The organism is Streptomyces sp. NPDC057900 (genome assembly GCF_042887885.1).
GTDB lineage: Bacteria > Actinomycetota > Actinomycetes > Streptomycetales > Streptomycetaceae > Streptomyces.
Genome location: NZ_JBHVOI010000010.1, coordinates 32,542 through 57,706, shown reverse-complemented (window position 1 = coordinate 57,706; position 25,165 = coordinate 32,542). Strand labels below are relative to the sequence as shown.

Below are 25,165 nucleotides of genomic sequence, written 5' to 3'. Positions count from 1 at the left end.
CGACCACGAGGAGTCAGACGGATGACGGACCCAGCCAGGACGCACGCCACTGGCGGCTCGCCCGGTGACCGGTACAAATGGACGGCGCTGACGAATACGACCGCCGCGGTCTTCATGTCCGCGCTGGACGGCTCCATCGTGCTGATCGCCCTGCCTGCCATCTTCCGGGGCGTGCACCTGGACCCGCTCGCCCCGGGCAACATCGCCTACCTGCTGTGGATGATCATGGGATACCGGCTGGTCCAGGCCGTCCTGGTGGTCACGGTAGGGCGACTGGGAGACATGTACGGCCGGGTCCTGATCTACAACTCAGGGTTCGCGGTCTTCACCTTCGCCTCGATATTGCTGTCCTTCGACCCGTTCGACGGGGGCCACGGAGCGATGTGGCTGATCGCCTGGCGCCTGTTGCAGGCCGTCGGCGGCTCGATGCTGACGGCGAACTCGGCCGCGATCCTGACCGACGCGTTCCCCGAGGAACAGCGCGGCTTCGCCCTGGGCATCAATCAGGTCGCCGCCCTGGCCGGGATGTTCATCGGTCTGGTCGCCGGGGGACTGCTGGCGGCCTGGGACTGGCGGGCGGTGTTCTGGGTGAACGTGCCGGTCGGAGTGTTCTTCACGGTCTGGGCCTACCGCACCCTCCGGGAGACCGGAAAGCGCGGCGGCGGCCGGATCGACTGGTGGGGCAACGTCACCTTCGCGGTCGGACTCAGCGCGGTCCTGATCGCGGTCACCTTCGGCCTCCAGCCCTACGGCGGGCACACCATGGGCTGGACCAATCCGCTGGCCGACGGGCTGATAGCCGGGGGACTGATCCTCCTGGCGGTGTTCGTCGTCATCGAGAACCGTGTTTCCGCCCCCATGATCGAACTGAGTCTGTTCCGCCTGCGGGCCTTCACCTTCGGCAACCTGGCGGGCCTGGCCATCTCGATCGGCCGGGGCGGGATGCAGTTCGTACTGATCATCTGGCTCCAGGGCATCTGGCTGCCGTTGCACGGCTACGACTACAGCGACACGCCCCTGTGGGCCGGCATCTTCATGCTGCCGCTGACAGCCGGCTTTCTCGCCGCCGGGCCGGTATCCGGCTACCTGTCCGACCGGATCGGCTCCCGGGGCCTGGCCACCGGCGGCGCGCTGCTCTTCGGCGCGAGCTTCCTGGGGCTGATGTTCCTGCCGATCGACTTCAGTTACTGGATATTCGCTGTGCTGATCACGCTCAACGGGATCGCCAGCGGCATGTTCGCCTCGCCCAACTCCTCCTCGATCATGGGCAGTGTGCCCGCGAGGCTACGTGGCGTCGCTTCCGGCATGCGCGCCACATTCCAGAATTCCGGCACCGCCGTATCCATCGGCGTGTTCTTCTCCCTCATGATCGCCGGACTGGCCGGCAGCCTCCCGCACACGCTGACCGGCGCACTGCGGCAGCAAGGCGTACCGGCGCATATCGCCGGCCAGGTCGGCAACCTGCCCCCCGTCTCCTCCCTCTTCGCCGCCCAGCTGGGCGTCAATCCGATCCAGCACCTCCTCCAGCCCACCGGCGCTCTCGCTCACCTCACCGAAGCGCAGCAACAGGCCCTGACCGGACGCGAGTTCTTCCCGCCCCTGATCGCCGGCCCCTTCCACTCCGGCCTGATCATCGTCTTCGCCTTCGGGGCCGCTCTCGCGCTGCTCGCCGCGATCGCCTCCGTACTGCGCGGCAGCGGCCCCGCGGCCAGGCCCCCGGCGCCGCACGAGACCCCGACCGCAGCCCCCCTCCCACGACCGCAGGGGCGAGGCCTGTCCGGCGGCCGGCACCACCGAACTGTCCGGCCCGGCAACCGGCCGGCATCCACAGGAGAGACAACCGCATGACACTGACTACGATCGATCCCAGGCCCGCGCTCGTCGTGATCGACCTGCAGAAGGGCATCGTCTCCGCCCTGGCCGGCAGCCCACTCGCCGCCACCGCTGTCGAACGGGCGACCCAGCTGGCCGCCACCTTCCGGCGCCACGAACTGCCCGTGGTCCTCGTCAACGTCACCGGACGCGCGTCGGGACGTACCGACGCCGGACGGTCCGGGAGCGACGGCGCCCGGCCCGCCGGCTGGGCAGACCTCATCGATGAACTCGATGTCCAGCCGGCCGACCACCTGATCACCAAGCGGCGGCGCAGCGCGTTCCACGACACCGGCCTCGACACCCTCCTGCGAGACCTGGGCGTCACCCAGACCGTCCTCGCGGGCATCTCGACCAGCGCGGGCGTCGAGTCGACCGCACGCTCGGCCTCCGACTACGGATACCACGTCGTCATGGCCACCGATGCCATGTGCGACCCCGACCCCGAGGCCCACCGCCACAGCATCGAACGCGTCTTTCCCAAGATCGGTGAAACCGCCACGACCACCGAGGTCGTCCGCATGGTCGAGGTGACACGATGACGCTCCTCGGCCGACTCCTGCACAACCGCAGGGCGGGGGAGGCCCATACGGCGTGGAATCTGCCGAACCTCCAGGGCCCCGATCTGCTGACCCTCACCAGCCGGGACTTCGCCCACGGTGATGCCATGCCACCACGGCACGGCGCGAAGAACATCGGCGGCGAGAATCTCTCCCCCCACCTGGCCTGGACCGCGCCGCCGGCAGGCACCGCCCAACTCCTCCTGGTCGTAGAGGACATCGACGTCCCCCTGTCCAGGCCCGCCGTGCACTGCGTCGCTCTCGTCGACCCGGCATCGGGAGACCTCGGGCCCGGTGCCCTCGACGCGCGGCGGCCGGCGACCGGGGTACGGGTGCTCCGTGCCACCATCGGACGGGGCTACCACGGCCCCGCGCCCATCAAGGGCCATGGACCACACCGCTACACCTTCCAGCTGTTCGCCCTCGGGGCCACCGTGGACGGCGCCCTCGGCGCGGCGGCGACCGACCGGAAACGGCCCCGCGCACTCCTGGGCGCCATCACCGCCCCCGTCCTCGCCCGGGGCCGGCTGACCGGCACCTACGAACGCTGACCGCCGGCACGTGGCGTCTCCGCGACACCGTCCGCGACAGGGTCACGACGATGAGACGGGTGCGCCCTCTCCAACGAGGCTCCCGGATACCGGCCGGTCCGGACCGTCGGCCGGCTCGGCGCTCCGCAGCGCGGCCTCGACCCGGCGGTTGCCGGTCATGGTCGCGGTGAGGGCCGTCATGGTGAGGAGAAGGCCGGCGGCGGCGTAGAGCGGAGTGCGGACGCCGTACGAGGTGGCCAGCCACCCCCCGGCGAAGGCGCCGAACGGGGCCGCGCACATCGCGAGCATGCGGGAGGTGGAGGCTACCCGACCCATCAGCCGAGCCGGGACGATCGCCTGCCGGAGGGAGGGCGCGAGCACCATCGTCGCGCCCATGCCCGCCCCGCAGACGGCGAGCGCGAACCCGGCCACGTAGGAATTCGGGGCGGCGGCAAGCCCCAGGACGGCGAGGCCCTCGATCGCGGCCGTACAGGTCAGCGCGGTGCCGGTGCCGAGCCGCCGGCCGAGGAAGGAGGCGATGCCCGCGCCGAGCAGCCCGCCGGTGGCCTCCGCCGTGAGCAGCAGGCCGAAGCCGAAGTTGCCGATGCCGAGACGGTCGTGCGCGAAGAGGGCGAGCACGGTCTCCACAGCGAGGAAGGCCACGTTCCCGACCGCCGGACGGAGCGCGAGCCCGAGCAGCAACCGGTCCCGGAACACGTACGAGGCCCCGTCCCGCGCCTCCCGCAGCAGCGACGCGCGGACGCCCCCGGCAGGCCGGGGCACGGCGGGCAGCGACCGTACGAGCAGCGCGGAGAGCGCGAACGACACCGCGTCGGCGACCAGCGGAACCGCCCGGCCGAGCGCGAGCAGCGCACTGCCCGCGGGCGGCCCCGCGAATCCGGACATGGCGGTCTGGGCGCCGCGCAGCCGGGAGTTGGCGCGCGCCAGGCGGACGGGGTCGCGGCCGAGCAGATCGGGCAGATAGGCCGTCGCGGCCGTGTCGAAGAAGAGTCCGCCGAGGCCGAGCAGGAAGGCGACGGCCGCGAGCAGCGGAATGCTCAGCACGTCGAGCACCGCGGCCGCCGCCGGTATCACGAGCAGCACCGCACGAGCCGTGTCCGCGACCCACATCGTGCGCCGGCGGTCCCAGCGGTCCATCAGCGCACCGCCGACCACCCCGAAGAGCAGCCACGGCAGGGTCCCGGCGGCCGTGACGACGGCGAGCGCCATCGGATCCCGGGTCAGCGCCAGCGCGAGCAGCGGCAGCGCGGCATGCGTCACGCCGTCGCCGAGCGAGGAAACGGTCTGAGCGGTCCACAGCCGCCCGAACCCGGTCGGCAATGTGCGTGCGTCCGAGGTCACTTGGCCTCCTCCTCGACCTGCTCGCGCGGCCCCGGCCGGAACAGCGCGAAGGCCAGCGACACGTCCGGCAGCGCCGGATCCGACAGCTGCCGGTACTCGTCGGCCAGCTCCTCCAGCCGCGCCCCCAGCTCGGCGAACTGCTCCTCCGTGAGCCGCAGATGAGCCATCCGTACATACCGTTCGCCGTCCACGGGCGCCGCTTCCAGGTCCGCCACCGCATGCCGCATCAGCACATCCGGCTGTCCGGTCCCCGGGTCCGGCAGCACGATCGCCCGCGCGGCCATCGCGTAGTACCGCTCGGTGACCCCCCGCACCTTCCGCGTCCGTACGACCTTCACCAGCCCGGCCCGCTCAAGCAGCCGCACGTGATAGCTGGAACTCCCCTTCGCGAGGCCCACCCGACCGGCGATCTGAGTGATCGTCGCCGGTTCGAAGCGGAGCACGGCCATGATCCGGTGGCGCGTGAGGCTGGAGACGGCGCGTAGCTGCTCGTCGGTGGTGACATGAAGCGTCTCGGGCAGATCATCGGTAGGCATGCACCCAATGGTCAACGTTTCTTGACCATTGGGCAAGGGGTTTCCGTGACGGCGTTCAGAATTCGCTGTCCGATGTGCTGAGCCTTCGCTACGCCAGCCCGGCGCCGTTGAGCGCGCCAGCGGGGCTTTCTCACGCCGCGTCACCCACAGGGCGGTCTACTGGTCCGCGATCGCGGCGCTGGTCACGGGCGGTTGGTCGGCTTCTTCGGACGTGGCGTGGGAGCACGCCTCCGGTCAGTGACGGGCTGCGGGTGCCGTGGCAGTCTGCTCGGCTTCGGATACCAGATCTCGCATGACCGCGGGCGGCAGTGAGGGGTTGGCGGCGGCGGCCTCCACCACCTGCCAGTCGTCGTCGGAGAGGAGCTCGACCACGGTCCGGGTCGGAAGGGCCGGGTGGCGGGCGGCACGTGGCCGGGCCCGGCTGTCGGCGAGACAGGCGAGCAGGGCGGGTCCCGACGCGTCGCGGTGCCGGGCGATCTCGCGCAGTGCTTTGCGGGCGGGTGGATCGTGGCGGGACAGCTCTTCGAGCAGGGCGGGCGGTGTGTCCGGATTGGCCGCCACTTTGGCCATGACCTGGACTCCGTGCCGCGCGGTCATGGTCCGCAGCTGATGCTCCGACAGGCCCGGGTGCGGCGCTATGGACCTGGCGACCTTCGCGTCGGGGTCGGCGGCCAGTCTGTCGCGGACCCCGCCCGGCAGATCGCGTCGTTGGGCCAGGAGCATCCGTACCGAGGGATTCGACGAGCGGGACAGATCCTCGGCCTCGGCATCGGTGGCGGCGGATATCCGCGGCAGCAGTGTCGGTCCGATTCTGACGGCGGCCGCGAGGGCGGGGAGTACGTCCAGTGGCACCCGGGGGTTGTGCGCGAGTGTGCGCTGTACGTCGTGTCCGCGGTCGGCGGCCAGCTTCCGCATGAGCGCCGTGTCGATCGCCGGGTTCTCCGCGAGTTCGGCCCGGACTCCGGGAATGGGATCGTCGGCGAGCTTCAGCCCCGTCTCGGGCGGCAGGCCGGGGCGGGCGGCGAGGGCCCAGCGCAGCATCATGGAGGGGTGGCCGGCGAACCGGACGAGAGCCTCGACCGGCGCGGCGGGATTCCGCAGCACCCGTTCGGCCGTTTCGTGGACGGTGGACTCGTGGGAGCCGTCGCAGGAGGCACCGGACCGCAGATCGCAGTCGGGCAGCGGGCAGTGCGGATCGTGCGTGAACGGCGTCCCCACACTGTCGCAGACCAGGCAGCGCTCCGCCGGGGCAATCCCCTCACCGGTGGCGAGCGCGGCCAGGAGGTCCGGTGGCGTGGCCTCGTTCGCCGCAGCCGCGCGGCGGACCTCCGCATGAGGATGACGGGCGAGCCGGGCCGCCATGCCGGCTGTCGTCCACAGCGCCAGTTCCGCGACGACCCGGATCTCCGGGTCGGAGGCGAGCATTTCCAGTACGTCGTCCGGAAGCCCCGGACAGGCGGCCAGCTTCTCCCGGCGCCGGACATCCGGGTGCGTGGCCAGGAGACGTGCCCACTCCGGATCCCCGGCACGCTGGTCGAGCAGGGCGAGTGCCGCGCCCGGCTGTGTGACGGGATCGATGTCGGCGGCGGTCAGCAGACCCTCGTACGCAAGTCGTTCAGCACTCTCCTCGACCCGGGCGGCCAGGGTCACCGCCTGCTCGGGGCTGAGGTCGGCACGGCCGGCCAGGCTCTCCGCGATGTCCGCGTCCGCGACCGCGATGAGGCGCTGGACCAGCTCGGAGGGCAGAGCCGCGTTGACGGCGAGGCCGCACAGTGCATGATTCACAGCAACACATAGTGCCCGCCGCGCGATCGCCCCCACAACCGGCGGCCGCAGAGCAGACCCGAGGGCGAACACTGACGCGGCGTCATGGATATTGGCTCGCGGCGGGGTTGATCAATGGAGCGCTTCGAGCAGCGGAATCGTCCGCTCGGGTCCCGGTAGCGCGTTGATCTCCTCCGCGATCCGCTCGGCGGCGCGGCGGTGGGCGACGTCGGCGAGCACGGCCGATACGGACGTGCGCACTTCCTCCGAGGTGACGGTGACCGGGTCCAGGACCTGTGCCGCGCCGAGTTCGGCGCACCGCCGCGCGTTGTACGGCTGGTCCGCACCGAGGGGGAGCAGGACCGACGGCAGACCGTGTGCGAGCGCACCCATCAGGCTGCCGGAGCCCGCGTGCGAGACGACCAGATCGCACTGCGGCAGCAGCAGCTCCTGCGGAACGAACCGCTCGACCCGGACGTGGCCGGGCAGCGGCCCGAGCCCTGCGGGGTCGACGCGCTCACCGACGGTCACGACCACGTCGACGGGAAGCTCCTGGAGTCCGGCCAGGACCCGGGAGAACAGGTCAGTGGTGTTGTTCACGGTGCCGAGGGTGAAGTACACGGTAGGCGTGCGGCGCGGGGTGCCGACCGGACCGAAGGCCGTCGGCCGGAACGAGAAGGTGCGCGCAGGCAAAGGGAATCGGGGGTCTCGGAAGCTCGGCGGGAACGGCGACAGCACCAGGTGCCGGTCCAGCATGGCGAGCTCGGGGTCCGGCCGCAGGCCGTACGCGGATCGCAGCTCGTGCAGCGGCTCCGCGACGACTTCCCTGCGCAGGAAGCCCCCGGCTGCGAGCACGAGGACGGTCGCGCAGGGAACGGCGAGCGACTCGGCCGCGATCGCCGCGCCGAAGTCGACCTCGTCACGCACCAGGACATCGGGCTTCCACGCACGGGCGTGTTCAAGAATGGCCGAGGCATGCCGCCGTGCCCCGCGCCGGGCGAACCCCTCCGCGAGGTGCCGCACATCCGCCTCCGGATCGGGTGTCTCCACCGTCCGGCGCTCCGCGGCCCTCGTAGTTTCCGCGACCTCCGCACCTGTGCGCGGCTCGCTCGTGGCGAAGGCGGTGAACCCGGCGGCTGCGATCTCGGGCCCCCTCCTGCCCGCACCGGCGACGGCGACCGTGTGTCCTGCGGCCCGAGCTGCTCGGGCCACCGGGATGAGAGGGCGGAAGTGGCCGCTGCCCCCGATGAACGTGAACAGGATGCGCATCGGGGAAGGGTAAGGGGTGTGCCGCCCCCGGGGCACCGGCGCCGGTGTGCCTACTGCGGCAGGCCGGCCTCGGCCGCCCGGCGTAGGAGGTCGGCGCACGTCGGTGACGGTGACGGCTCGCGGGCGGCGAGGACGGTCAACGTCCGGCGTACCTCCGTGCCGAGTCGCATGAGCTGGAGACTGGACCGGCCGCCTCTGTAGGCGTACAGCCGGAAGATCGTGACAGCGACTTCGTCGCGGTCGTCGGCGAAGGTGTCCGGGAGCCCGGCGAGCAGCTCGAAGTCGCACTTGCCGGTCGCCGCGTCGGCCACGCTGCTGAGCGGCAGGTTCTCGAACTCCGCCGCGGACAAGGAATCATCCAGCGCGACAGCGTGGCCTGCCAGGGCCGCGAAGATCTCGATGAGCCGTTCCCCCACCACCGTGTCGATGCCCCAGCCTTCCAGCCCCTCCCGGCGGCGGTCCCGGCGCCACAGCTCCTGGTCGAGCAGTGGCAGCAGGGCGCGCCCCAGGAACGCGCAGCGAGACCACAGCATGTCGTGGTCCGAGGCCATGTGCGATCCCTTCCGCAGGCGCCACCGGCCCTCCAACTTCCCACTCCACGCGGGGCGCGTAAAGAACGGGGCGGCCCGCCGGGCGCGGTCGGAGAGACCTCATGGCCGCGGGGCCGGGGGCTCGGCGACGCCGGCCGGCAGCGCCCGGAGCAGTGCCTCGACCGCTGCCCCGTACGCGTGTTCCGGCGGCGTCGAGTACCCGATGACCAGACCGTCCCCGGCCGGCATAGACGCCCGTGGGTGCCGGAACCCGGCGAGGCCGTCCAGCGCGATCCCCTGCCAGGACGCGGCCTTGACCGCGGACGCCTCCGTGCCGGGCGGCAGCCGAAGGACGGCATGCAGTCCCGCCGCGACGCCGGTGGCCGTGATGTGCGGGGCCTGTTCGGCGAGGGCTCTGACGAGCCGGTCGCGGCGGTGCCGGTAGCGCTGCCGCATCCGGCGGATGTGACGGTCGTACTGCCCGGAGGTGATGAAGTCGGCGAGCGTGAGCTGGTCGAGGACGCTCGCCGACGACTCCCGCGTGCCCTTGGCGGCGAGCACGCCGTCGACGAGCCTCGCGGGCAGCACCATCCAGCCGAGACGCACCGCCGGGGACAGGCTCTTGCTGACCGAGCCGAGGTAGACGACCCGTTCGGGGTCCAGGCCCTGTACGGCGCCGACGGGCACGCGGTCGTAGCGGAACTCCCCGTCGTAGTCGTCCTCAAGAATCAGACCGTCGTGGGTGCGGGCCCAGTCGATGACCGAGGCGCGCCGGGCCGGATGCAGCGGTCCGCCGGTCGGGAACTGGTGCGCGGGCGTGAGCAGGACGCCGCGTACCCGTGGGTGCTCGGCCAACTGGTGCACCAGAGCGCCCTGTTCGTCCAGATCCAGCGGCACCGTCCGAACGCCCGAGCTCTCCAGGATGTCGCTGTGGAAGCGGAGCCCGTACGACTCCACGGCGAAAGGACCACGCAGCGTCGCGCCGCCCGCGCCACGCGAGCCGTCGAACAGCAGCCGCAGCGCGTGCGCGAAGCCGGAGCACACCACGATCCGCTCGGGATCGACGCGAACCCCGCGCACGCGCGTCAGATAGTCGGTGAGCGCGCGGCGAAGCTCGACGCGGCCGCGCGGATCGCCGGGCCCGAAGACCTCGTCCGGTGCGGCGCCCAGCGCGCGCCGGGCGGCCGCGAGCCAGGCCGTTCGAGGGAAGGAGGCGGCCTCCGGAACACCCTGGCGCAGATTGTGCCGATGGGCGGTGGGCGGCACGGGAGCGGGCTTCGGCTGCCGGGCGCGCACGGGCGGCGCGGCACCTTCCGCCACCCGCGTCCCGGAGCCCTGACGCGCGGTCAGCCAGCCCTCGGCGACCAGCTCCGCGTACGCGTCGGCGACCGTGTTACGGGCCAGGCCCAGGTCGGCGGCGAGCGAGCGGTAGGGCGGCAGGCGGGTGCCCGGCGCGAGCAGTCCCTCGCGCACGGCGTCCCGCAGCGCGCGGATGAGAACGGCGCGGCGACTGCCGGGACCCGACAGCTCCAGATACAGGTCGCTGCCGAGGCGCTCCGCCAAATTGACCCATGATTCCGGCATGAAAATGCACCTTACCGGAGGTCTTTCACGGCCGTAGATTCATGATCATGACAGACAACGCGCACACCAACACGACCGCACCCCACACCACCACGACCGCACCCCACACGCCCCCCACCGCTCACGACCACGCCCCGCGCATCAACTTCGCCAAGGCCGCCCCCAAGGCGTTCAAGGCCCTCATCGGCTTCGACGCCGCCGCCCGCGAGGGCCTCGACCCGGCCCTCGTCGAGCTGATCCAGATCCGCGCCTCGCTCCTCAACGGCTGCGCCTACTGCCTCCACATGCACACCTCCGACGCCCGCAAGGCCGGCGAGGACGAGGCCAGGCTGCACATGATCGGCGTCTGGCGCGAGGCCCGTCGCTTCTTCACCGAGCAGGAACAGGCCGCCCTCGCCATGACGGAGGCGGTCACCCTGGTCTCCCACGGCGGCGTCCCCGACGACGTCTACGCACAGGCCGCCCGCCACTTCGACGAACCGGAACTGGCCCGCGTCCTCGCCCTGATCTTCACCATCAACACCTGGAACCGCATCGCCCTGAGCACCGCGAAGGTCGCGGGCGAGGACGAGAGGGCGGCCCACTGATGGCGGCCCTGGAGGCGGGGACCGGCCGGCACCCGGCCCCCGCCCGGAGCGGGAGGACGAGCGCCGCGACGCTCGCTCTCCTCGCCTTCGCCCAACTGATCATCTCCGTCGACTACAACATCGTCTACGTGGCGCTGCCCCGGATCGGCACGGGCCTGGGCTTCTCCGCACAGCACCTCCAGTGGGTGATCAGCGCCTACGCCGTCGCCTTCGGCGGCTTCCTGCTCCTCGGCGGCCGCGCCTGCGACCTGTTCGGCCCACGCCGCACCTTCGTACTCGGACTGGGCCTGTACGGCGTCTCGTCGCTGGCGGGCGGCCTCGCCACCGGACCCGCTCCGCTGATCGCGGCCCGAGCCGTGCAGGGCATCGGCGGCGCGTTCCTCTTCCCCGCGACCCTCACCCTCGTCGGCACGCTCTTCCCCGAGGGCCGCGAGCGCGACCGCGCCTACTCGGTGTGGGGCGCGGCGGGCGGCAGCGGACTCATCGTGGGCGCGCTGCTCGGCGGCGTACTGACCCAACTCCTCGGCTGGCGCTCGGTGCTGTACGTCAATGTCCCGCTGGCCCTGATCGGGGTGGTGGCCGCCTTCCGCCTCATCACCCCGGACACCGCCCGGCGGGCCGGCCGCCGCATCGACCTGCCCGGCGCCCTGACCTCCACGCTCGGCGTCACGGGCCTGGTCGTCGCCCTGGTCCAGGGCCCGGACTCGGGCTGGCTGTCCGCGACGGTCACGCTCTCCGCGACGGCGGGCGCGACCCTGCTGGCCGCCTTCCTCCTCATCGAGGCCCGCACCCCCGACCCCCTGATGCCCCTGCGGCTGCTCCGCGGCCGCGGTCTGCGCACCGGCATGGCGGTGACGTTCCTCTTCATGGCGACGATCGGCAGCCTCGCGTACTTCCTCACCGGCTACTTCCAGAACGTGCTGGGCTACGGCGCCCTGCGCACCGGCCTCGCCTACCTCGTCCCGATGCTCGCGATCACCGCGGGCTCCCTCCTCGCGGGCCGCACCACCACACGGCTCGGCACCCGCACCGCGATGGCCGGCAGCCTGGCGCTCGGCGCGGCGGGCACCGCCACGGTGGCCCTCGCGATGGCCGCCGACGGTTCCTACACCGCGCTGGTCCCCGGCTTCCTGGTCCTCGGCCTCGGCCAGGGGACGGCCTACACCCTGATGTTCGGCGCCGCCGCCGCGGGCATCGCGGGCCACGAGCAGGGCATCGCCTCCGGCATGGCGTCCACGGCCCAGCAGATCGGCGGCGCGGTGGGCCTCGCGGTCCTGGTCGGCATCGCGGGTCTCGGCGACCACGCCTCGGCGGCGGCCACGGTGGACGGCACGCGGACCGCGCTCCTCGTGGCGACGGCGGGCATCGTGCTGACGGCGGTGGTAGCCCTGGGCTTCCCCCGCAGGGCCACCCGGTGACCTGGCGGGCCGGGGACGCCGGTCACTCCGGCACCACGCCCTCGCCCTCGACCCGGAACCGGGTCCCCGCGGTGACGGCGCGGAGCTTGTCGGGGTTGGCCACGTTGTGGATGGCCGAGATACGGCCCTCCGGGTCGAAGTCGAACGATATCGTCGCGAGCACACGGCCCGGGGCGTGGAAGACCACACCCGGTCCGCCGTTGATCCAGGTGAACTCGGCCCGCATCTCATGGGGTTCGACGCCCTGGTAGCTGGCCGTGCCGAGTGCGGCGAACCAGCCCGCCACGCTCTTCAGGCCCACGACCGGCTTGAGTGCCTGACGGACCTTGCCGCCGCCATCGGTCCACAGGGTCACGTCCGGGGACAGCAACTCCATGAGGGCGTTGATGTCTCCACCTGTCGCCGCCGCGAAGAACCGCTCGGCCACATCACGTTGGGCGGTACGGTCGGTGGAGAACCGGGGACGGCGCGCCCGTACGTGCTCGCGGGCACGGTGCGCCGCCTGCCGGACGGCCGGCTCGGCGCGTTCCACGGCCTCCGCGATCTCCGCGTAGCTGAAGGCGAACACCTCCTTCAGTACGAAGACCGCACGCTCCAGCGGGCTGAGAGTCTCCAGCACGACGAGCAGGGCTACGGAGACCGAGTCCGCCGCGACGACGTCCTCGGCCGCGGCGGGGCCGGTGAGTATCGGCTCGGGGAGCCACGGCCCGACATACGTCTCCCGCTGACGGCGGGTCGAACGGAGCAGCTCCATCGACAGGTTGGAGACGATCCGGGTCAGATAGGACTTGGGGTCGGCGACCTGGGAACGGTCGGCCGCCGACCACTTGAGCCAGGCGTCCTGGACCACGTCCTCCGCGTCGACGGCGGTACCGAGGATGCGGTACGCGACGGAGAAGAGCAGGGTGCGGTACTGCTGGAAGGCCGACTGGTCGCGGTCGGCCTGCTGCGGCTGAATCATTTGGCACTCCGGATGCGGGTGTAGCGCCCGCCGTGCGGCCAGAACGCGCCCGAGGCGGGAATCCTCTTCATCCGGGCGAAGGTCGGCCACGGCGAGGCGGTGACCGTCTCCTTATACCGCGCGGCCCGCTTCCCGGTCAGCACGATGCGGCGCGGGCTGTCGTCGGGGCGAGTGAACTGCACGACGCCGTCTTCGCGGCCCAGGCTGACCGGTGTGTGGTAGTAGCCGAAGCGGAAGGGCTTGGGCTCCTTGCCGGCCAGTGTCCGCAGGATCGTGAGGGCCGCGTGCACGCCGGTGGGCATGCCGCCCTGGCAGGTCCCGTGCATCACGCCGTAGCCCTGCCGGATCGCCGCCGCGTCGCCCACGGCGTGGACATCGGGGTGGGAGACGGACCGCAGCGCCCTGTCGGTGATCAGCCGGCCCCGCTCGTCGACGCTCAGGCCCGCGGCGGCGGCCAGTGGCGGGACGCGGGTCCCGCTGGTCCACAGCACGGCGCCCGCCGGGACGCCGGAGCCGTCCGCCAGCTCGACGCTGTCCGGCAGCACCTTGATGACTTCGACGCCCGCGAGTACCCGTACTCCGAGCCGGGCGAGCCCGGCTTCCAGGTGGGCCCTGGCCCTCGGGTGCATGCCCGCCCCGGGTCCCTCCCGGCCCAGCAGTGTCACCTGGAGCTCCGGGTGCCGTTCGGCGATCTCCGCCGCGGCCTCGACTCCGGTGAGACCGCAGCCGGCGACCACCACCGTCCCGCCGCCGAGCCCGGCCAGCCGGCCGGCGAGGAGGGCGGCGTCCTGTGGGCTGTTCAGGGTGTGCGCGTGGGCATCGACTCCGGGGACGGCGACGGTGTCGGCGACGCTGCCCAGACCGTAGACAAGGGTGTCGTAGCCCAGGACCCGGTCGTCGTCGATCCGGACGGTCTTCGCCTCGGCGTCCACGGCGGTGACCCAGCCGCGGACGAATTCGGCGCCGGTCCCCTCCAGCAGCTCCGGGATGCTCATCCCGGCCGTCTCCTGGCCCGTGGCCGTCATGTGCAGGCGGAGCCGTTCGGTAAAGTTCTCGCAGGGGTTGACCACCGTCACGCGCACGTCGCCACGCTTCCTGGTGCGGGCCGCGAGCTGGATCGCGGCGGCGAGACCGGCGTAACCGGCACCCAGGACCAGGACCTCGTGCTTCCGCGCCTCTGTTGTGTTCATCGCGTTGCCGCCTCTTTCGTCTGGTAGCCGTTCGGGCCTTGCGAACGACCACCAGACGCAAGCTGCTCGCCTGTTCGTGACATGAGGCGGATGTGAACTGCTTCACACGCTCGGCCGGCTCGGCGCCGGCCGGGTTCGACAGCGGAAGGCGTCAGACCGCGACGGAGAGGAGGTCCACCACGAAGACGAGTGTCGAGCCCGCCGGGATCAGCACGGAGGGCGACTGGTTGCCGTAGCCGAGGTGTGGGGGAACGATGATCTCGCGCCGGCCGCCGGCCTTCATCCCTCTGATCCCGCGGTCCCAGCCCTTGATCACCCTGCCACCGCCCACGGCGAACTTGAACGCCTTGCCCCGGTCCCAGGAGGAATCGAATTCCTTTCCCGACGCGAAGGTGACGCCGACGTAGTGAACCTGGACCACCCTGCCCGGCTTCGCCTCAAGCCCGTCCCCGACGACGAGGTCGCGGATGGTCAGTTCATCGGGAGCGTCACCCTCCGGACGGTCGATCCCGGGCTTCGTCGGTTCACTCATCGCAGCCTCATTCGCTCGCCGCCGGTGGCTCTCGTGCGGACCGGCCGACGCGCAGCCACTCTATGCCGTACTCCGTCCGCCCCAGGTCCGGAAGGTGCATGCCGCGGTCAAAGGGGCGGAGGCCGCGCACAGTGGTCGGCGGACTCTCCGGGAGGGGTTCGCGGTCGGCGGGATCGGTGGGCCCACCATGATCGCCCTGGGCGTCAGCGCCGCCGCGACCGGGCGAAAAGACTGAATTGCGGCTGATCAGGTGAGCGGGACCGAAACCGCCGCTGCCCGCGGACGGCTGTCCCGCGCCGGAACCGTTCCCGCACGGGCTTCTGTGGCCCCGTCGTGTGAGGCACCACCGCCCAGCGGCGCGGTCAGCCGCTCTGTGGGCCCTTCCTCGGTGATGCTGGGCGAATGGTCGAGCAAGGGTCTGCGCAGCGGTTCCGGGACAGGCGTCGTGGCCGGTTTCCCGACCTGGTGCCGCGGAGCGTCGCGGGACAGGTGTTCCTGCTGCAGGTGGCCGTCGCGGTCCTGCTCATCGCCGCCACCTTCCTGGTGCTCCTTCTCCAGTCCCAGCACAACGCCACAGCCGAGGCGCGGGACAGGTCGCTCGCCGTCGCCGTGGCGTTCCGGGACGCACCGGGCACCGCCGCGGCGATGCGGTCGGCCGACCCGACACGGGTGCTCCAGCCCAGTTCGGAGAAGATGCGCAAGAACGCCCACGTCGGCTACGTGGTGGCGTTCGCCCCGAACGGCATCCGCTGGTCCCACCCCGATCCGAGCCGCATCGGCGGCCATGTCACCGGCAGCTACGGACCCGCGCTCACGGGCAAGCCCTTCCAGGAGACGTTCAACAGCGCCCTGGGACGGGCCGTCGACACGACTGTCGCTGTGTTCGACGCCAGGGGCCGGGTCGTCGGACTGATCTCGGTGGGCATCTACGTCAAGAGCGTGAACGAGATGGTCACCCACCAGCTCCCCGCGATCCTGGCGGTCGCGGGCGGTGCACTCCTGCTGGCCGCGGCCGGGGCGGCGGCCGTCAGCAAACGCCTGCGCCATCAGACCCACGGCCTGGGATCCGCCGAGATGACACGGATGTACGAGCACCATGACGCGGTCCTCCACTCGGTCCGCGAAGGCGTGCTCATCATCGACGACCGGGGCGTTCTCACGCTCGCCAACGACGAGGCGCGACGCCTGCTCGACCTGCCGCGCGACGCCGAGCAACACGCGGTGGCCGACCTCGGACTGACCCCGGCCACGACGCAGCTCCTCGTCTCGGGCCGGACAGCCAGCGACGAGGTCCACGCCAACGGCGACCGGCTCCTCGCCGTCAACCTCCGCACCGTCGAGGGGCCGGGCGGCCCACGGGGCAGCGTGGTCACCCTGCGCGACACCACCGAGCTGCGTGAACTGGCCGGCCGGGCAGAAGTGGCGCGCTCCCGGCTGCGACTGCTCTACGACGCCGGGACGCGGATCGGCACCACGCTCGATGTGGCCCGCACCGCGGAGGAACTGGCGGCCGTGGCGGTGCCCCGGTTCGCCGACTTCGTCACCGTGGAGCTGCTGGACCCCGTACTGCGCGGCGAGGAACCCACCGGAGCGGACTCCGACATGCGCCGCACAGCGATCGCCGGCATCCGCGACGACCACCCCCTCCACCCGGTGGGGGAGGTGCTGCACTTGCCTGCCGGCATCCCCGCGGAGCCCGGTGTGGCAGGCGGCCGGGCCGTCCTCGCGGCCGATCTCTCGGCCGCCGATGGCTGGATCGCCCTGGACCCGCCACGGGCACGCGCCGTCCTGGACTACGGCATCCACTCCCTCGTCTCCGCCCCGTTGCAGCCACGCGGTGTGGTGCTGGGGAGCGTGGACTTCTGGCGCAAGGACAAGGGGCCCTTCGAGCCCGAGGACCTGTCCGTCGCGGAGGAACTGGCGGCCAGAGCGGGTGTGGCCATCGACAACGCCCGCCGCTTCACCCGCGAGCACGCCATGGCCGTCACCCTCCAGCGCAGCCTGCTGCCTAGCGCCCTGCCCGCACAATCCGCCCTTGAGGTGGCCCATCGCTACCTCCCGGCCCAGCCGGGCGTGGGCGGGGACTGGTACGACATCATCCCGCTGCCCGGAGTCCGGGTCGCACTGGTGGTCGGTGATGTCGTCGGCCACGGCCTCCACGCCGCGGCCACCATGGGACGGTTGCGCACCGCGGTGCACAACTTCTCCGCCTTGGACCTCTCCCCGGACGAACTCCTCGCCCACCTCGACGCCCTCGTCAGCCGCCTCGACGCGGAGGGGGACAGCGACGTCGACGTCTCCGGCGCCACCTGCCTCTACGCCATCTACGACCCGGTCACCGGGCACTGCACCCTGGCCAGGGCCGGTCACCCGGGCCCGGCCCTGGTGCTCCCGGACGGCACCGTCACCTATCCGGAGATCCCCGGGTCGCCGCCGCTCGGGATCAACGAGGGCCTGCCGGTGGAGACCACCGAACTCGTGCTGCCGGAAGGGAGCAGGCTGGTCCTGTTCACCGACGGGCTGGTCGAGCGGCGCGGCCGCGACATCGACGCGGGGCTGGACATCCTGCGCACCACGCTGGCCGGCCCCGGTGACCCGGACCCCGAGGAAACCTGCCAAGCGGTCCTCGACGCCCTGCTGACCGAGCGGCCCACGGACGACGTAGCCCTGCTCGTCGCCCGCACCCGGCGAATGGACCCCGGCCGGGTGGCCGACTGGGACATCCCCGACGATCCGACTGCCGTCTCCCGGATCCGCGCGGAAGCGGCGCGTGTGGTGACCGGGTGGGGACTGGCGGACGCCACCTATACGGCGGAACTCATCGTCAGCGAGCTGGTCACCAACGCGATCCGGTACGGAGCCCCGCCGATCCGGCTCCGGCTGCTGCACAACGACGACACTCTCATCTGTGAAGTCGCCGACGGCAGCAGCACCGCCCCGCACGTCCGTCAGGCGGCCACCACAGAGGAGGGCGGGCGCGGCCTGTTCATCATCGCCCGGCTCGCACACCGCTGGGGCACGCGCTACACCGCACGTGGCAAAGTCATCTGGGCCGAGCAGTCCCTCGGCATCGAGGTACCCCACACCAGCCTCAACGGCGAAGCACTGCTCGACCAGTGGCCGGACGAAGACTGGTGACGCCCCCGGGGCCGGTGACCTCGTCATGGCAACTGCGAGTCAGGGCCGCCGGGTGGCCCTCGCGGCGGGGGTACGGGGCCGGGATACGAGAACTCCGCCCAGCAGGACAACGGCCGCGCCCCCACCGGCCCAGACCACAAGCGTCCACCACGAAGCACCGGCACCCGCGCCATGGAAGTAGGCGATCGAATCCACGGCGTCCAGGCCCGCGCCCGGCGGCAGGTACGGGCCCACAGTGCGCCAGAACGCGGGCAGCAACTCGGTGGGATACACCCCGCCCGCGCCCGGCACACCGACGACGACCACCAGCAGGAACGCCAGCCCGACTCCCAGCGCCCCGGCCAGTTCGTACAGGGCGAGCGTGAGGGCACCGACCGCCAGAACCAACAAGGATCCCAGAGCCCACAGTGCCCAGAAGTTTCCTGGCACCGCGTCCAGAAGAGTCCTGGCGGCCAGCACACCGAGGAGCCCGGCAAGCACCGAACACACCAGCAGCACACCCATGGCGACCGACGCGCGCGATCCCGCCGGACGACTGCGCCGGGCACCGTACGCCTGTACCAGGGCGCACAGGACGCCGCCCGCACACCAGCCCACCACGAGCGAGAAGGAGGAGAGGAGACGCTTGTCCCCCGGCGCGATCGGCACCACGTCCCGGACTCGGACCGTGCGGCCCTGATGCCTCTCCGCCGCGATGACGTGCGTGGCGAGTTCCTCGGCCAGCAGGGGGCCCGCCCCACTGGCGACCAGCAACAGGTCGGCGGTGCCGGATCGGGAGAGGACCAGCGCACCCTCCACCTCACGACTGTGGATCCGGTCCAGAGCGGCGTCCTCGTCGGCCACCAGCAGCGGGTCCACCGGCTCTCCGGGCAGCAACGCGAGCTGGTAGAAGGTGTCGTCGGCGATCCGCGTCGTGGGAGCCATGACGGCCAGGGCGATGCGGTGCGGGACGGGAGCACGGAACGCGCCGACGCACGAGAGGACGAACGCTGTCTGCAGGACCAGCACCCCGAGGAGCAGGCGTACCGATCGCCCGCTCATGCCTTCGCCCGCAGCGCGGAAGCGCGGGGACGAATGACCGCCGGGAACACCGGCCGGGCTCTGTGCTGGCATACGTCCAACTTCGACGCAAGTCGGAGCTCCCGCAGCCCGGACGGGTCCGAACGGTGACCGGGTCGTCCGCCGCACACACCTCGGTCGGAGCGGGCAGCGGCTCGACACCTCCGGGCCGGGCCCGCACCGGCATGCCGACCAGCGCGACCGGCGCCCGGCGAGACCACGGTGATCCCAGCAGTTCGCCCGTTCCCCTTCGCTAAACTGCTGGTGGCCGCACGTGGGGTGAAACGAGGAGATCTGGATGCCGGCGAACGACCCGCCCGTCGTCGACGACCGGGCGGGGGCGCCCGAGCCCGCCACGGCACCGGTCCGCCAGCCGCTGTCCGACAGCGTCTACGAGGACATCAAGGCCATGGTCATGGACCACGAGATCGCGCCGGGAGCCCGCGTCGGCATCGAAGCCCTCTCCCGCAGACTCGACGTCTCACCGACCCCGGTCCGCGAGGCGCTGGCCCGCCTGGAGTCGGACGGCCTCGTGGTCAAGCGGTCCCTCTCCGGATACCGGGCGACCGAGCTCCTCACCCGGCAAGGCGTCGAGGAACTGTTCGAGATGCGCCTCCTCCTGGAGCCGCAGGCCGCGGCACTGGCGGCCCTGCACGCCGACGAGTCCCAGCTCGACGCCATCGAGGCCATCCAGGAGGACATGGAGGCCCGCCCCAGCCCCGCGGGCCCCTACGCGTCCTACCGCGAATTCGCCGCCCTGGACCAGCGCTTCCACGACGCCGTCGCGGTCGCCGCCCGCCGCCCCCTGCTCCGGGACGCGGTCGAACGACTCCACTCGCATCTCCACGTCTTCCGCCTCAGCAGCCTTCCCGCCGAGGACGATCCGACCCTCGCCGAGCACGAGCGGGTCGTCCGGGCGATACTGCGCCGCAGTGCCGAGCGGGCCGCACAGGCGATGACGGACCATCTGGCGCACAGCCTGGAGCGCCAGCTCAGCCGGTTCCAGGAGAGGTGACCGGCCGGGCCGGCGCCCCGACGTCCGTGACAGCTTGCACACCGTGTTCGGCGGGGCGGCCGGTTCGCGGATGTGGTTCTCCTTGCGGGAACGGCGCACCGGCCCCGCTGAACGGTCTCGTGCGGAGACCCACGGCCTACTCCATGAGGAAGACCTGCTCGGCCGACACCCACCGGGCGCCGGGCCCGGCCTCCGCCACGGGCCGCTGGCAGGGAGCGGTGAGTCGCCACCACTCCTGGGTGGCCGGGTCGTCCGCCATCAGCGCGAGATCGGCGGCCAGGTCGTCGCCGTGGTACTCGAAGTAACTGAACAGCCGGTCGCCGAGCAGGTGGATCGAGTAGTTGGCGATATGGGAGCGTCGCAGCCGGTCGAGCACGGGCTCGGGAACGGCACGGTGCAGCTCCCGGTACTCCGCCGCCATCTCGGGCCGCAGGCCGATGACCTGCGCGACCCGCCTCACGCGACCGGTCCCTTCGGGGAACCGGCCACGACCGGCCGGTCGTGGATCATACGGATGATCCGGCCGCTCATCCGGTCGTAGTCGTGGTCGTTGGCCACCTCACCGCGCACGCGGTGACCGGCCATCACGACCACCCGGTCGGCCAGGGTCACCATCTCCGCCAGATCGCTGCTGATCAGCAGGATCGGCAGACCGTCGCGGGCAAGCTCCCAGATCAGCTCGTGGAAGGCGTGCTTGGTCCGCACGTCCACACCCACGGTCGGCTCGTCGACGACCAGCAGCCGGGTGTCGGCCGCCAGCCACTTCGACAGGCTGACCTTCTGCTGATTGCCGCCCGACAGCTCACCGGCGTTCTGCGCCAGCCCCGAGACCCTGATGCCGAGGCGCTCGACGAGGTCCTCCGCGATCTCGCGTTCCCGGCGGGCGGGGACGTACCCGATCGCGTTCGCCAGCTTCCGCCACACCGACACGGTGATGTTGCGGAGGACGGTCTGTTCCAGGAAGACACCCTCCTCCTTGCGGTTCTCCGTCAGATAGCCGATCCCGTACCCGTGCAGCGCCTGCCGCGGCGAGCCGATCCGCGCGGGCTCCCCGTACACCCGGATCTCACCGCCGGTCACGCGGTCCAGACCGAGCACCGCCTTGACCAGTTCGCTGCGCCCCGCGCCGACCAGGCCGTACAGCCCGACGATCTCCCCGGGGCGCACGTCGAGGGAGATGTCACGGTGGCCGGAAGCCGTCGAGAGCCCGATGAGGGAGAGCGCGGGCGTCGCGGACGTGTCCACGGGCCGCGGGGCCATCGCCGTCACCGCGTGGGCGCGTCCGACCATCAGGGTCACGACATCGTCCTGGGTGTGCTCCGCGAGCGGCGCCGATTCCAGTACCGACCGGCCGTCGCGCAGCACGGTGACGGTGTCGCAGACCGCGAAGACCTCCTCCAGCTTGTGACTGACGAAGACCACACAGGTGCCGCGCTCGGTGAGCCGCCGCACGACATCGAAGAGACGCTCGGCCTCCTGCGGGGAGAGCGAGGCGGTCGGCTCGTCGAGCAGTAGAACCCTGCTGTCGGTGTGGAGTGCCTTGGCGATCTCCACCAACTGCTGCTGCGCGACCGAGAGTTCGGACACCAGCTGGTGCGGATCGATATCGAGGCCGAGTTCGGCAAGACAGCGCCGGGCCGGAGCCGTCATGGCCTCCCGGTCGACCAGGCCCCGGCGCGAGGGCGGGTTCTGCAGTGTGATGTTCTCGGCCACCGAGAACCCGGGGATCAGGTTGCGCTCCTGGTGGACGACGCCGACGCCGGCCCGCATGGCGTCCAGCGGGGAGCGCAGCTGGATCTCCTGGCCGCCCTTGAGCAGCCTGCCGCCGTCGGGCGCGTGCACGCCGGTGATCACCTTGATGAGGGTGGACTTCCCCGCCCCGTTCTCGCCGAGCAGGGCGTGCACGGAGCCGGCGGTGAGCCGCAGGCCGACGCCGTCGAGCGCGCGCACACCGGGGAAGACCTTGACGATCTGATCGCATTCCAGCAGGACTTCGCTCATCGGGCCTCTCCCGTCCGTGTCGGTACGGCCGTCGGCCGGGGTGTCTCCTGCGGAGGTGCCGGCGGGGGAGCGCCGCCCGGTGCCCCACCCTTCCTGGCGAGGTGACCCTGGTGCAGGCGACCGCCGACGACCGTGCCGAGAACGACCACCCCGATGAGGAAGTTGACCCAGCTCGGGTCGAGCGAGAACTGAGCCCGCGCGGTATCGATCAGGCGCATGACGAAGGCGGCGAGCACGGTCCCGAGAACCGCGACGGAGCCACCGGTCAGCGCCATGCCGCCGATGATGGGCGCGGCGAAACTGGGCAGCAGCCAGTCTCCGCCGACACTGCGGTTGACCCCGGGCAGCGAGGCCGTGGCGGTCAGCGCGGCGATGCCGATGAGCAGCCCGGACAGGGTGTGCGCGAGCACGATCTGCCGGTCGGTGGAGATGCCCGACAACCTGGCGGCGAGCGGGTTACCGCCCGCCGCCAGCAGCCGCCGCCCCGCGACGGTGCGGTACATGAAGGCGGCGAGCAGAGCCGCCGCGACCAGGGCCGTGACGAAGACCAGCGGGATGTTCAGCGGCGCGGAACGACCGAGGTCGCGCAGCGTGGCGGAGTAACCGTCGATGGTGCGGGTGCCGGAGAGCCGGTACTGCGCACCCAGCAGGATGGTCATGGTGCCGAGCGTCACGATGAAACCGTTGATGCGTGTGGCGACGATGAACACGCCGGTGATCAGGCCGATCAGGGTCGCGCCCAGCACACCGATGAGGACGGCGAGCCCGGCCGGGACACCTGCGTCGGCCATCAGAACGCCCATCAGACAGGCGCTGAACCCGCCCAGCGCACCGACCGCGAGATTCAGCTGCCCCACACACAGGGCGACCATCTGGGCCAGTCCGATGAGGACCGGTGTGGCGAGGTACTGCAGGAACGTACGGAGAGAGGGCCCTTCGAAGAAGGTGCCGGACGACGAGACACCGAGCGCGACGTAGCCGACGACGACCACGCCCAGCAGAGTGGTCGTCGTGGAGCGCGAGAAGCGGCGCAGCGCGGACCACGCGGCCGTCCTGCCGTCCTGGAGCGGGGTCATGTGGAACGCACCACCTTGCGGTAGGACACGACGCTGCGCACCCGGTCGGCGGACAGGGCCAGGAGCAGGACACAGCCGAGGTAGATGTTGAGGCTTTCGAGACCGACGCCGAGCAGGTCCAGCCCCTTGCGGATCACACCGACCAGCGAGGTGCCGAGCAGAGCGCCCACGACGGAGACGACGCCCCCGGTGAGCAGCGTTCCGCCCAGGACCGCTCCCAGGAACGACGGGAGCATGAAGTCGTCGCCGATGGACGCGCGGAACGTGCCCGTACCGACGGCGGCCATGAAGCCGGCCAGCGCGGCGAGCAGCCCCGAGAGCGCGTGCGCGAGGACGATCCTGCGGCCGGTGGGGATGCCGGACAGCTCGGCGGCCTTCGGATTGGCGCCGGTGAGCAGCAGCTCGCGTCCCATGCGGGTACGGGAGTAGAGGAAGCCGAGGCCGATGAGGGCGATCACGGTGAACTGGATGATCTGCGGGACGGCGGCCGAGCCGCAGACCCGCCCGGCACAGATGTCGGCGAGCGAGTAGGAACGCAGTTCCGCCAGCCCGTCCGGACGGGTGGTGAACGCGGCGTTGTCCGTGAAGGCCGAGTAGAGCAGCGAGACCAGTCCCAGCAGGGCGAAGTCCATGGCCAGCGTCACCACGAAGGAGTTCACGCCCGTACGGGCGATGATCCAGCCGGTCAGCGCGCCGATCGCACAGCCCGCCACCAGGCACAGCACCAGGCCGAGCGGCAGCGACAGACCGAGCCGGTCGTAGCCGAAACCGGCGAAGAACGCGCCGAAGGCGGCCATGCGTCCGACGGCGAGGTTCATGTGCCCGATGGACAGCACCACCATCTGCGCCAGTGCCACCACCGTCAGCGTCGAGATGTCCCTCAGCAGCGGGAAGAGCACCAGCCGCTCGTCGAAGAACGCCGGGCGCAGGACGCCGAACAGCGCGGCGAGCGCGACGATGATGACGAGGAGTCCGAGGCGCTGGTTGACCCAGAACGGCAGCCGGTGCGCCGGCCGGGCCCCTTCGGTGGGGCGGTCCGTTTCGCTGCCGGATGGAGCCACGGCCGTCTTCATGACACCCTCCGCCGGTCGATGGCGTCGATGTCCCAGTCGATCCCGATACCCGGCTCGTCCGGAGCGACGGCCAGACCGTCCCGCACGGTCAGCTCGGTGCGGGTGACCGCGCGCAGCTGCGGGATGTACTCCACGTACGCGCCGTTGGCGACGGCGGCGACGAGACTGACGTGCAGTTCCATCAGGAAGTGCGGACAGACCTTGACGTTGAACGTCTCGGCGAGGTGGGCGACCTTCAGCCACGGCGTGATCCCGCCGACCCTGGCCACGTCGACCTGTACGACGGAGGCGGCGCCCGCCTCCAGATAGCCGCGGAACTGCATCGGCGCGTACATCGACTCGCCTACCGCGACCGGGATCCGGGTCGAGCGGGCGAGCCGGGCGTGGCCGCTGATGTCGTCGGCGGGCATGGGCTCTTCGAGCCAGTACGGATCGTACGGTTCCAGTGCGGCGGCCAGCCGCACGGCGGAGGACAACGACTGCGACTGGTTCGCGTCGGTCATGATGTGCAGGAACGGACCCACGGCCTCGCGCACGGCACGCAGGCGCTCCGCGTCCTCCGCCGGGTGCGGCTTGCCGACCTTGATCTTGACGCCGGAGAACCGCGCCTCCTTCGCGGCGAGGGCCGACTCGACCAGCTCGTCGGTGCCGAGGTGGAGCCAGCCGCCCTCGGTGTCGTACACCGGTATCTCCCGGCGGTGACCACCGGCCAGCCGCCACAGGGGTTCACCGGCGCGCTTGCAGCGCAGGTCCCACAGCGCCGTGTCGATCGCGGCGAGCGCGAGCGAGGTGATGGCGCCGGTGGTGGTGGCACGGGTCAGGCCGAACAACTCCTGCCAGAGCCCCTCCACATTGCGGGCGTCCTTACCGGCGAGGAGCGGCAGCAGGTGGTCGCGCAGCAGCGCCAGGACGGACGATCCGCCGGTGCCGATGGTGTAGGCGTAGCCGGTTCCCTCGATGCCGTCCGTGGTCGTCAGGGTGACGAGGATCGTCTCCTGTTTGACGAACGACTGCACGGCGTCGGTGCGGTCGGTCTCCACCGCGATGTCGGCCAGCAGGGCCGTCGCTTTCGTGATCATGGTCATGCGGGTGCGCTGACTTTCTGTCG

Annotated in this window: 22 protein-coding genes; 7 read left to right on the top strand and 15 right to left on the bottom strand. The window is 71.6% G+C overall.

Translation table 11 applies throughout. The annotated features are described in order from the left end of the window. Window positions 1–21: 21 nt before the first annotated feature. From ACFVQ0_RS28735 to ACFVQ0_RS28725, 3 genes are read left to right on the top strand one after another with little or no spacing between them, the layout of a single operon-like run. A complete protein-coding gene (locus ACFVQ0_RS28735) occupies window positions 22–1,848 on the top strand; it encodes an MFS transporter (protein WP_390092097.1) in 1,827 nt (608 codons plus the stop codon). Next, on the top strand, window positions 1,845–2,414 hold the full coding sequence (locus ACFVQ0_RS28730) for an isochorismatase family cysteine hydrolase (RefSeq protein WP_390092096.1): 570 nt from the start codon (window positions 1,845–1,847) through the stop codon (window positions 2,412–2,414). The genes ACFVQ0_RS28735 and ACFVQ0_RS28730 overlap by 4 nt, the downstream gene beginning before the upstream one ends. Continuing rightward, a complete protein-coding gene (locus ACFVQ0_RS28725) occupies window positions 2,411–2,983 on the top strand; it encodes a YbhB/YbcL family Raf kinase inhibitor-like protein (protein WP_390092095.1) in 573 nt (190 codons plus the stop codon). Before ACFVQ0_RS28730 ends, ACFVQ0_RS28725 begins: the two co-directional genes overlap by 4 nt. Window positions 2,984–3,025: 42 nt before the next feature. Here the strand turns inward: ACFVQ0_RS28725 and ACFVQ0_RS28720 are convergent, their stop codons facing one another. From ACFVQ0_RS28720 to ACFVQ0_RS28695, 6 genes are all read right to left on the bottom strand, one after another. Beyond that, complete coding sequence (locus ACFVQ0_RS28720; RefSeq protein ID WP_390092094.1) at window positions 3,026–4,324, bottom strand: MFS transporter; 1,299 nt, start codon at window positions 4,322–4,324, stop codon at window positions 3,026–3,028. Beyond that, complete coding sequence (locus ACFVQ0_RS28715) at window positions 4,321–4,860, bottom strand: helix-turn-helix domain-containing protein (RefSeq protein ID WP_390092093.1); 540 nt, start codon at window positions 4,858–4,860, stop codon at window positions 4,321–4,323. Before ACFVQ0_RS28715 ends, ACFVQ0_RS28720 begins: the two co-directional genes overlap by 4 nt. 234 nt (window positions 4,861–5,094) lie before the next feature. Continuing rightward, a complete protein-coding gene (locus ACFVQ0_RS28710; protein WP_390092092.1) occupies window positions 5,095–6,645 on the bottom strand; it encodes a hypothetical protein in 1,551 nt (516 codons plus the stop codon). A gap of 111 nt (window positions 6,646–6,756) precedes the next feature. Beyond that, window positions 6,757–7,893, bottom strand: a complete 1,137-nt coding sequence (locus tag ACFVQ0_RS28705) for a glycosyltransferase (protein WP_390092091.1) — start codon at window positions 7,891–7,893, stop codon at window positions 6,757–6,759. A 50-nt stretch (window positions 7,894–7,943) separates the two neighbouring features. Then, window positions 7,944–8,444, bottom strand: coding sequence for a hypothetical protein (locus ACFVQ0_RS28700; RefSeq protein ID WP_390092090.1), 501 nt, complete (start codon window positions 8,442–8,444; stop codon window positions 7,944–7,946). A gap of 99 nt (window positions 8,445–8,543) precedes the next feature. Then, window positions 8,544–10,007: a PLP-dependent aminotransferase family protein gene (locus ACFVQ0_RS28695; protein ID WP_390092089.1), complete on the bottom strand. Its 1,464-nt coding sequence runs from the start codon at window positions 10,005–10,007 to the stop codon at window positions 8,544–8,546. A gap of 41 nt (window positions 10,008–10,048) precedes the next feature. Here ACFVQ0_RS28695 and ACFVQ0_RS28690 point away from each other — a divergent pair, with 41 nt between their 5' ends. Both ACFVQ0_RS28690 and ACFVQ0_RS28685 read left to right on the top strand, forming a co-directional pair. Continuing rightward, window positions 10,049–10,594: a carboxymuconolactone decarboxylase family protein gene (locus ACFVQ0_RS28690; RefSeq protein WP_390092088.1), complete on the top strand. Its 546-nt coding sequence runs from the start codon at window positions 10,049–10,051 to the stop codon at window positions 10,592–10,594. Further along, window positions 10,594–12,012 (top strand): MFS transporter, encoded by a 1,419-nt coding sequence (locus ACFVQ0_RS28685; RefSeq protein WP_390092087.1) that lies wholly within the window; start codon window positions 10,594–10,596, stop codon window positions 12,010–12,012. Before ACFVQ0_RS28690 ends, ACFVQ0_RS28685 begins: the two co-directional genes overlap by 1 nt. A 22-nt stretch (window positions 12,013–12,034) precedes the next feature. Here ACFVQ0_RS28685 and ACFVQ0_RS28680 read toward each other — a convergent pair whose 3' ends face one another. The 3 genes from ACFVQ0_RS28680 to ACFVQ0_RS28670 all read right to left on the bottom strand — a co-directional run bounded on the left by ACFVQ0_RS28680 (window position 12,035) and on the right by ACFVQ0_RS28670 (window position 14,695). Beyond that, window positions 12,035–12,973 carry an RNA polymerase sigma-70 factor gene (locus tag ACFVQ0_RS28680; RefSeq protein ID WP_390092086.1) on the bottom strand — a complete coding sequence of 313 codons (939 nt, stop codon included), beginning with the start codon at window positions 12,971–12,973 and terminating at the stop codon, window positions 12,035–12,037. Next, a complete protein-coding gene (locus ACFVQ0_RS28675; protein WP_390092085.1) occupies window positions 12,970–14,163 on the bottom strand; it encodes an NAD(P)/FAD-dependent oxidoreductase in 1,194 nt (397 codons plus the stop codon). Before ACFVQ0_RS28675 ends, ACFVQ0_RS28680 begins: the two co-directional genes overlap by 4 nt. 151 nt (window positions 14,164–14,314) lie before the next feature. Then, complete coding sequence (locus tag ACFVQ0_RS28670) at window positions 14,315–14,695, bottom strand: FKBP-type peptidyl-prolyl cis-trans isomerase (RefSeq protein ID WP_390092084.1); 381 nt, start codon at window positions 14,693–14,695, stop codon at window positions 14,315–14,317. Window positions 14,696–15,097: 402 nt separating this feature from the next. On the opposite strand from ACFVQ0_RS28670, the gene ACFVQ0_RS28665 reads away from it, so the two are divergent. Further along, window positions 15,098–17,833, top strand: coding sequence for a SpoIIE family protein phosphatase (locus ACFVQ0_RS28665; RefSeq protein ID WP_390092083.1), 2,736 nt, complete (start codon window positions 15,098–15,100; stop codon window positions 17,831–17,833). 39 nt (window positions 17,834–17,872) lie between these two features. Here the strand turns inward: ACFVQ0_RS28665 and ACFVQ0_RS28660 are convergent, their stop codons facing one another. Further along, window positions 17,873–18,874: a DUF3533 domain-containing protein gene (locus tag ACFVQ0_RS28660; RefSeq protein ID WP_390092082.1), complete on the bottom strand. Its 1,002-nt coding sequence runs from the start codon at window positions 18,872–18,874 to the stop codon at window positions 17,873–17,875. Window positions 18,875–19,190: 316 nt separating this feature from the next. On the opposite strand from ACFVQ0_RS28660, the gene ACFVQ0_RS28655 reads away from it, so the two are divergent. Further along, a complete protein-coding gene (locus ACFVQ0_RS28655) occupies window positions 19,191–19,907 on the top strand; it encodes a GntR family transcriptional regulator (protein WP_390092081.1) in 717 nt (238 codons plus the stop codon). 136 nt (window positions 19,908–20,043) lie between these two features. Here ACFVQ0_RS28655 and ACFVQ0_RS28650 read toward each other — a convergent pair whose 3' ends face one another. From ACFVQ0_RS28650 to ACFVQ0_RS28630, 5 genes are read right to left on the bottom strand one after another with little or no spacing between them, the layout of a single operon-like run. Beyond that, window positions 20,044–20,367: an L-rhamnose mutarotase gene (locus tag ACFVQ0_RS28650; protein WP_390092080.1), complete on the bottom strand. Its 324-nt coding sequence runs from the start codon at window positions 20,365–20,367 to the stop codon at window positions 20,044–20,046. Continuing rightward, window positions 20,364–21,908, bottom strand: a complete 1,545-nt coding sequence (locus ACFVQ0_RS28645) for a sugar ABC transporter ATP-binding protein (RefSeq protein WP_390092079.1) — start codon at window positions 21,906–21,908, stop codon at window positions 20,364–20,366. Before ACFVQ0_RS28645 ends, ACFVQ0_RS28650 begins: the two co-directional genes overlap by 4 nt. Then, window positions 21,905–22,984: an ABC transporter permease gene (locus ACFVQ0_RS28640; RefSeq protein WP_390092078.1), complete on the bottom strand. Its 1,080-nt coding sequence runs from the start codon at window positions 22,982–22,984 to the stop codon at window positions 21,905–21,907. Before ACFVQ0_RS28640 ends, ACFVQ0_RS28645 begins: the two co-directional genes overlap by 4 nt. Next, window positions 22,981–24,057, bottom strand: a complete 1,077-nt coding sequence (locus tag ACFVQ0_RS28635; RefSeq protein WP_390092077.1) for an ABC transporter permease — start codon at window positions 24,055–24,057, stop codon at window positions 22,981–22,983. Before ACFVQ0_RS28635 ends, ACFVQ0_RS28640 begins: the two co-directional genes overlap by 4 nt. Then, window positions 24,054–25,142, bottom strand: a complete 1,089-nt coding sequence (locus ACFVQ0_RS28630) for a mandelate racemase/muconate lactonizing enzyme family protein (RefSeq protein ID WP_390092076.1) — start codon at window positions 25,140–25,142, stop codon at window positions 24,054–24,056. Before ACFVQ0_RS28630 ends, ACFVQ0_RS28635 begins: the two co-directional genes overlap by 4 nt. Between the last annotated feature and the right edge of the window lie 23 nt (window positions 25,143–25,165).

What these genes read in the sequence shown, in the direction of transcription:
- ACFVQ0_RS28735 (WP_390092097.1), top strand. Translation starts at nt 22, where the DNA reads ATGACGGACCCAGCCAGGACGCACGCCACTGGCGGCTCGCCCGGTGAC.
- ACFVQ0_RS28730 (WP_390092096.1), top strand. Translation starts at nt 1,845, where the DNA reads ATGACACTGACTACGATCGATCCCAGGCCCGCGCTCGTCGTGATCGAC.
- ACFVQ0_RS28725 (WP_390092095.1), top strand. Translation starts at nt 2,411, where the DNA reads ATGACGCTCCTCGGCCGACTCCTGCACAACCGCAGGGCGGGGGAGGCC.
- ACFVQ0_RS28715 (WP_390092093.1), bottom strand. Translation starts at nt 4,860, where the DNA reads ATGCCTACCGATGATCTGCCCGAGACGCTTCATGTCACCACCGACGAG.
- ACFVQ0_RS28705 (WP_390092091.1), bottom strand. Translation starts at nt 7,893, where the DNA reads ATGCGCATCCTGTTCACGTTCATCGGGGGCAGCGGCCACTTCCGCCCT.
- ACFVQ0_RS28700 (WP_390092090.1), bottom strand. Translation starts at nt 8,444, where the DNA reads ATGGCCTCGGACCACGACATGCTGTGGTCTCGCTGCGCGTTCCTGGGG.
- ACFVQ0_RS28695 (WP_390092089.1), bottom strand. Translation starts at nt 10,007, where the DNA reads ATGCCGGAATCATGGGTCAATTTGGCGGAGCGCCTCGGCAGCGACCTG.
- ACFVQ0_RS28690 (WP_390092088.1), top strand. Translation starts at nt 10,049, where the DNA reads ATGATCATGACAGACAACGCGCACACCAACACGACCGCACCCCACACC.
- ACFVQ0_RS28685 (WP_390092087.1), top strand. Translation starts at nt 10,594, where the DNA reads ATGGCGGCCCTGGAGGCGGGGACCGGCCGGCACCCGGCCCCCGCCCGG.
- ACFVQ0_RS28680 (WP_390092086.1), bottom strand. Translation starts at nt 12,973, where the DNA reads ATGATTCAGCCGCAGCAGGCCGACCGCGACCAGTCGGCCTTCCAGCAG.
- ACFVQ0_RS28675 (WP_390092085.1), bottom strand. Translation starts at nt 14,163, where the DNA reads ATGAACACAACAGAGGCGCGGAAGCACGAGGTCCTGGTCCTGGGTGCC.
- ACFVQ0_RS28670 (WP_390092084.1), bottom strand. Translation starts at nt 14,695, where the DNA reads ATGAGTGAACCGACGAAGCCCGGGATCGACCGTCCGGAGGGTGACGCT.
- ACFVQ0_RS28665 (WP_390092083.1), top strand. Translation starts at nt 15,098, where the DNA reads ATGGTCGAGCAAGGGTCTGCGCAGCGGTTCCGGGACAGGCGTCGTGGC.
- ACFVQ0_RS28660 (WP_390092082.1), bottom strand. Translation starts at nt 18,874, where the DNA reads ATGAGCGGGCGATCGGTACGCCTGCTCCTCGGGGTGCTGGTCCTGCAG.
- ACFVQ0_RS28655 (WP_390092081.1), top strand. Translation starts at nt 19,191, where the DNA reads ATGCCGGCGAACGACCCGCCCGTCGTCGACGACCGGGCGGGGGCGCCC.
- ACFVQ0_RS28645 (WP_390092079.1), bottom strand. Translation starts at nt 21,908, where the DNA reads ATGAGCGAAGTCCTGCTGGAATGCGATCAGATCGTCAAGGTCTTCCCC.
- ACFVQ0_RS28640 (WP_390092078.1), bottom strand. Translation starts at nt 22,984, where the DNA reads ATGACCCCGCTCCAGGACGGCAGGACGGCCGCGTGGTCCGCGCTGCGC.
- ACFVQ0_RS28635 (WP_390092077.1), bottom strand. Translation starts at nt 24,057, where the DNA reads ATGAAGACGGCCGTGGCTCCATCCGGCAGCGAAACGGACCGCCCCACC.
- ACFVQ0_RS28630 (WP_390092076.1), bottom strand. Translation starts at nt 25,142, where the DNA reads ATGACCATGATCACGAAAGCGACGGCCCTGCTGGCCGACATCGCGGTG.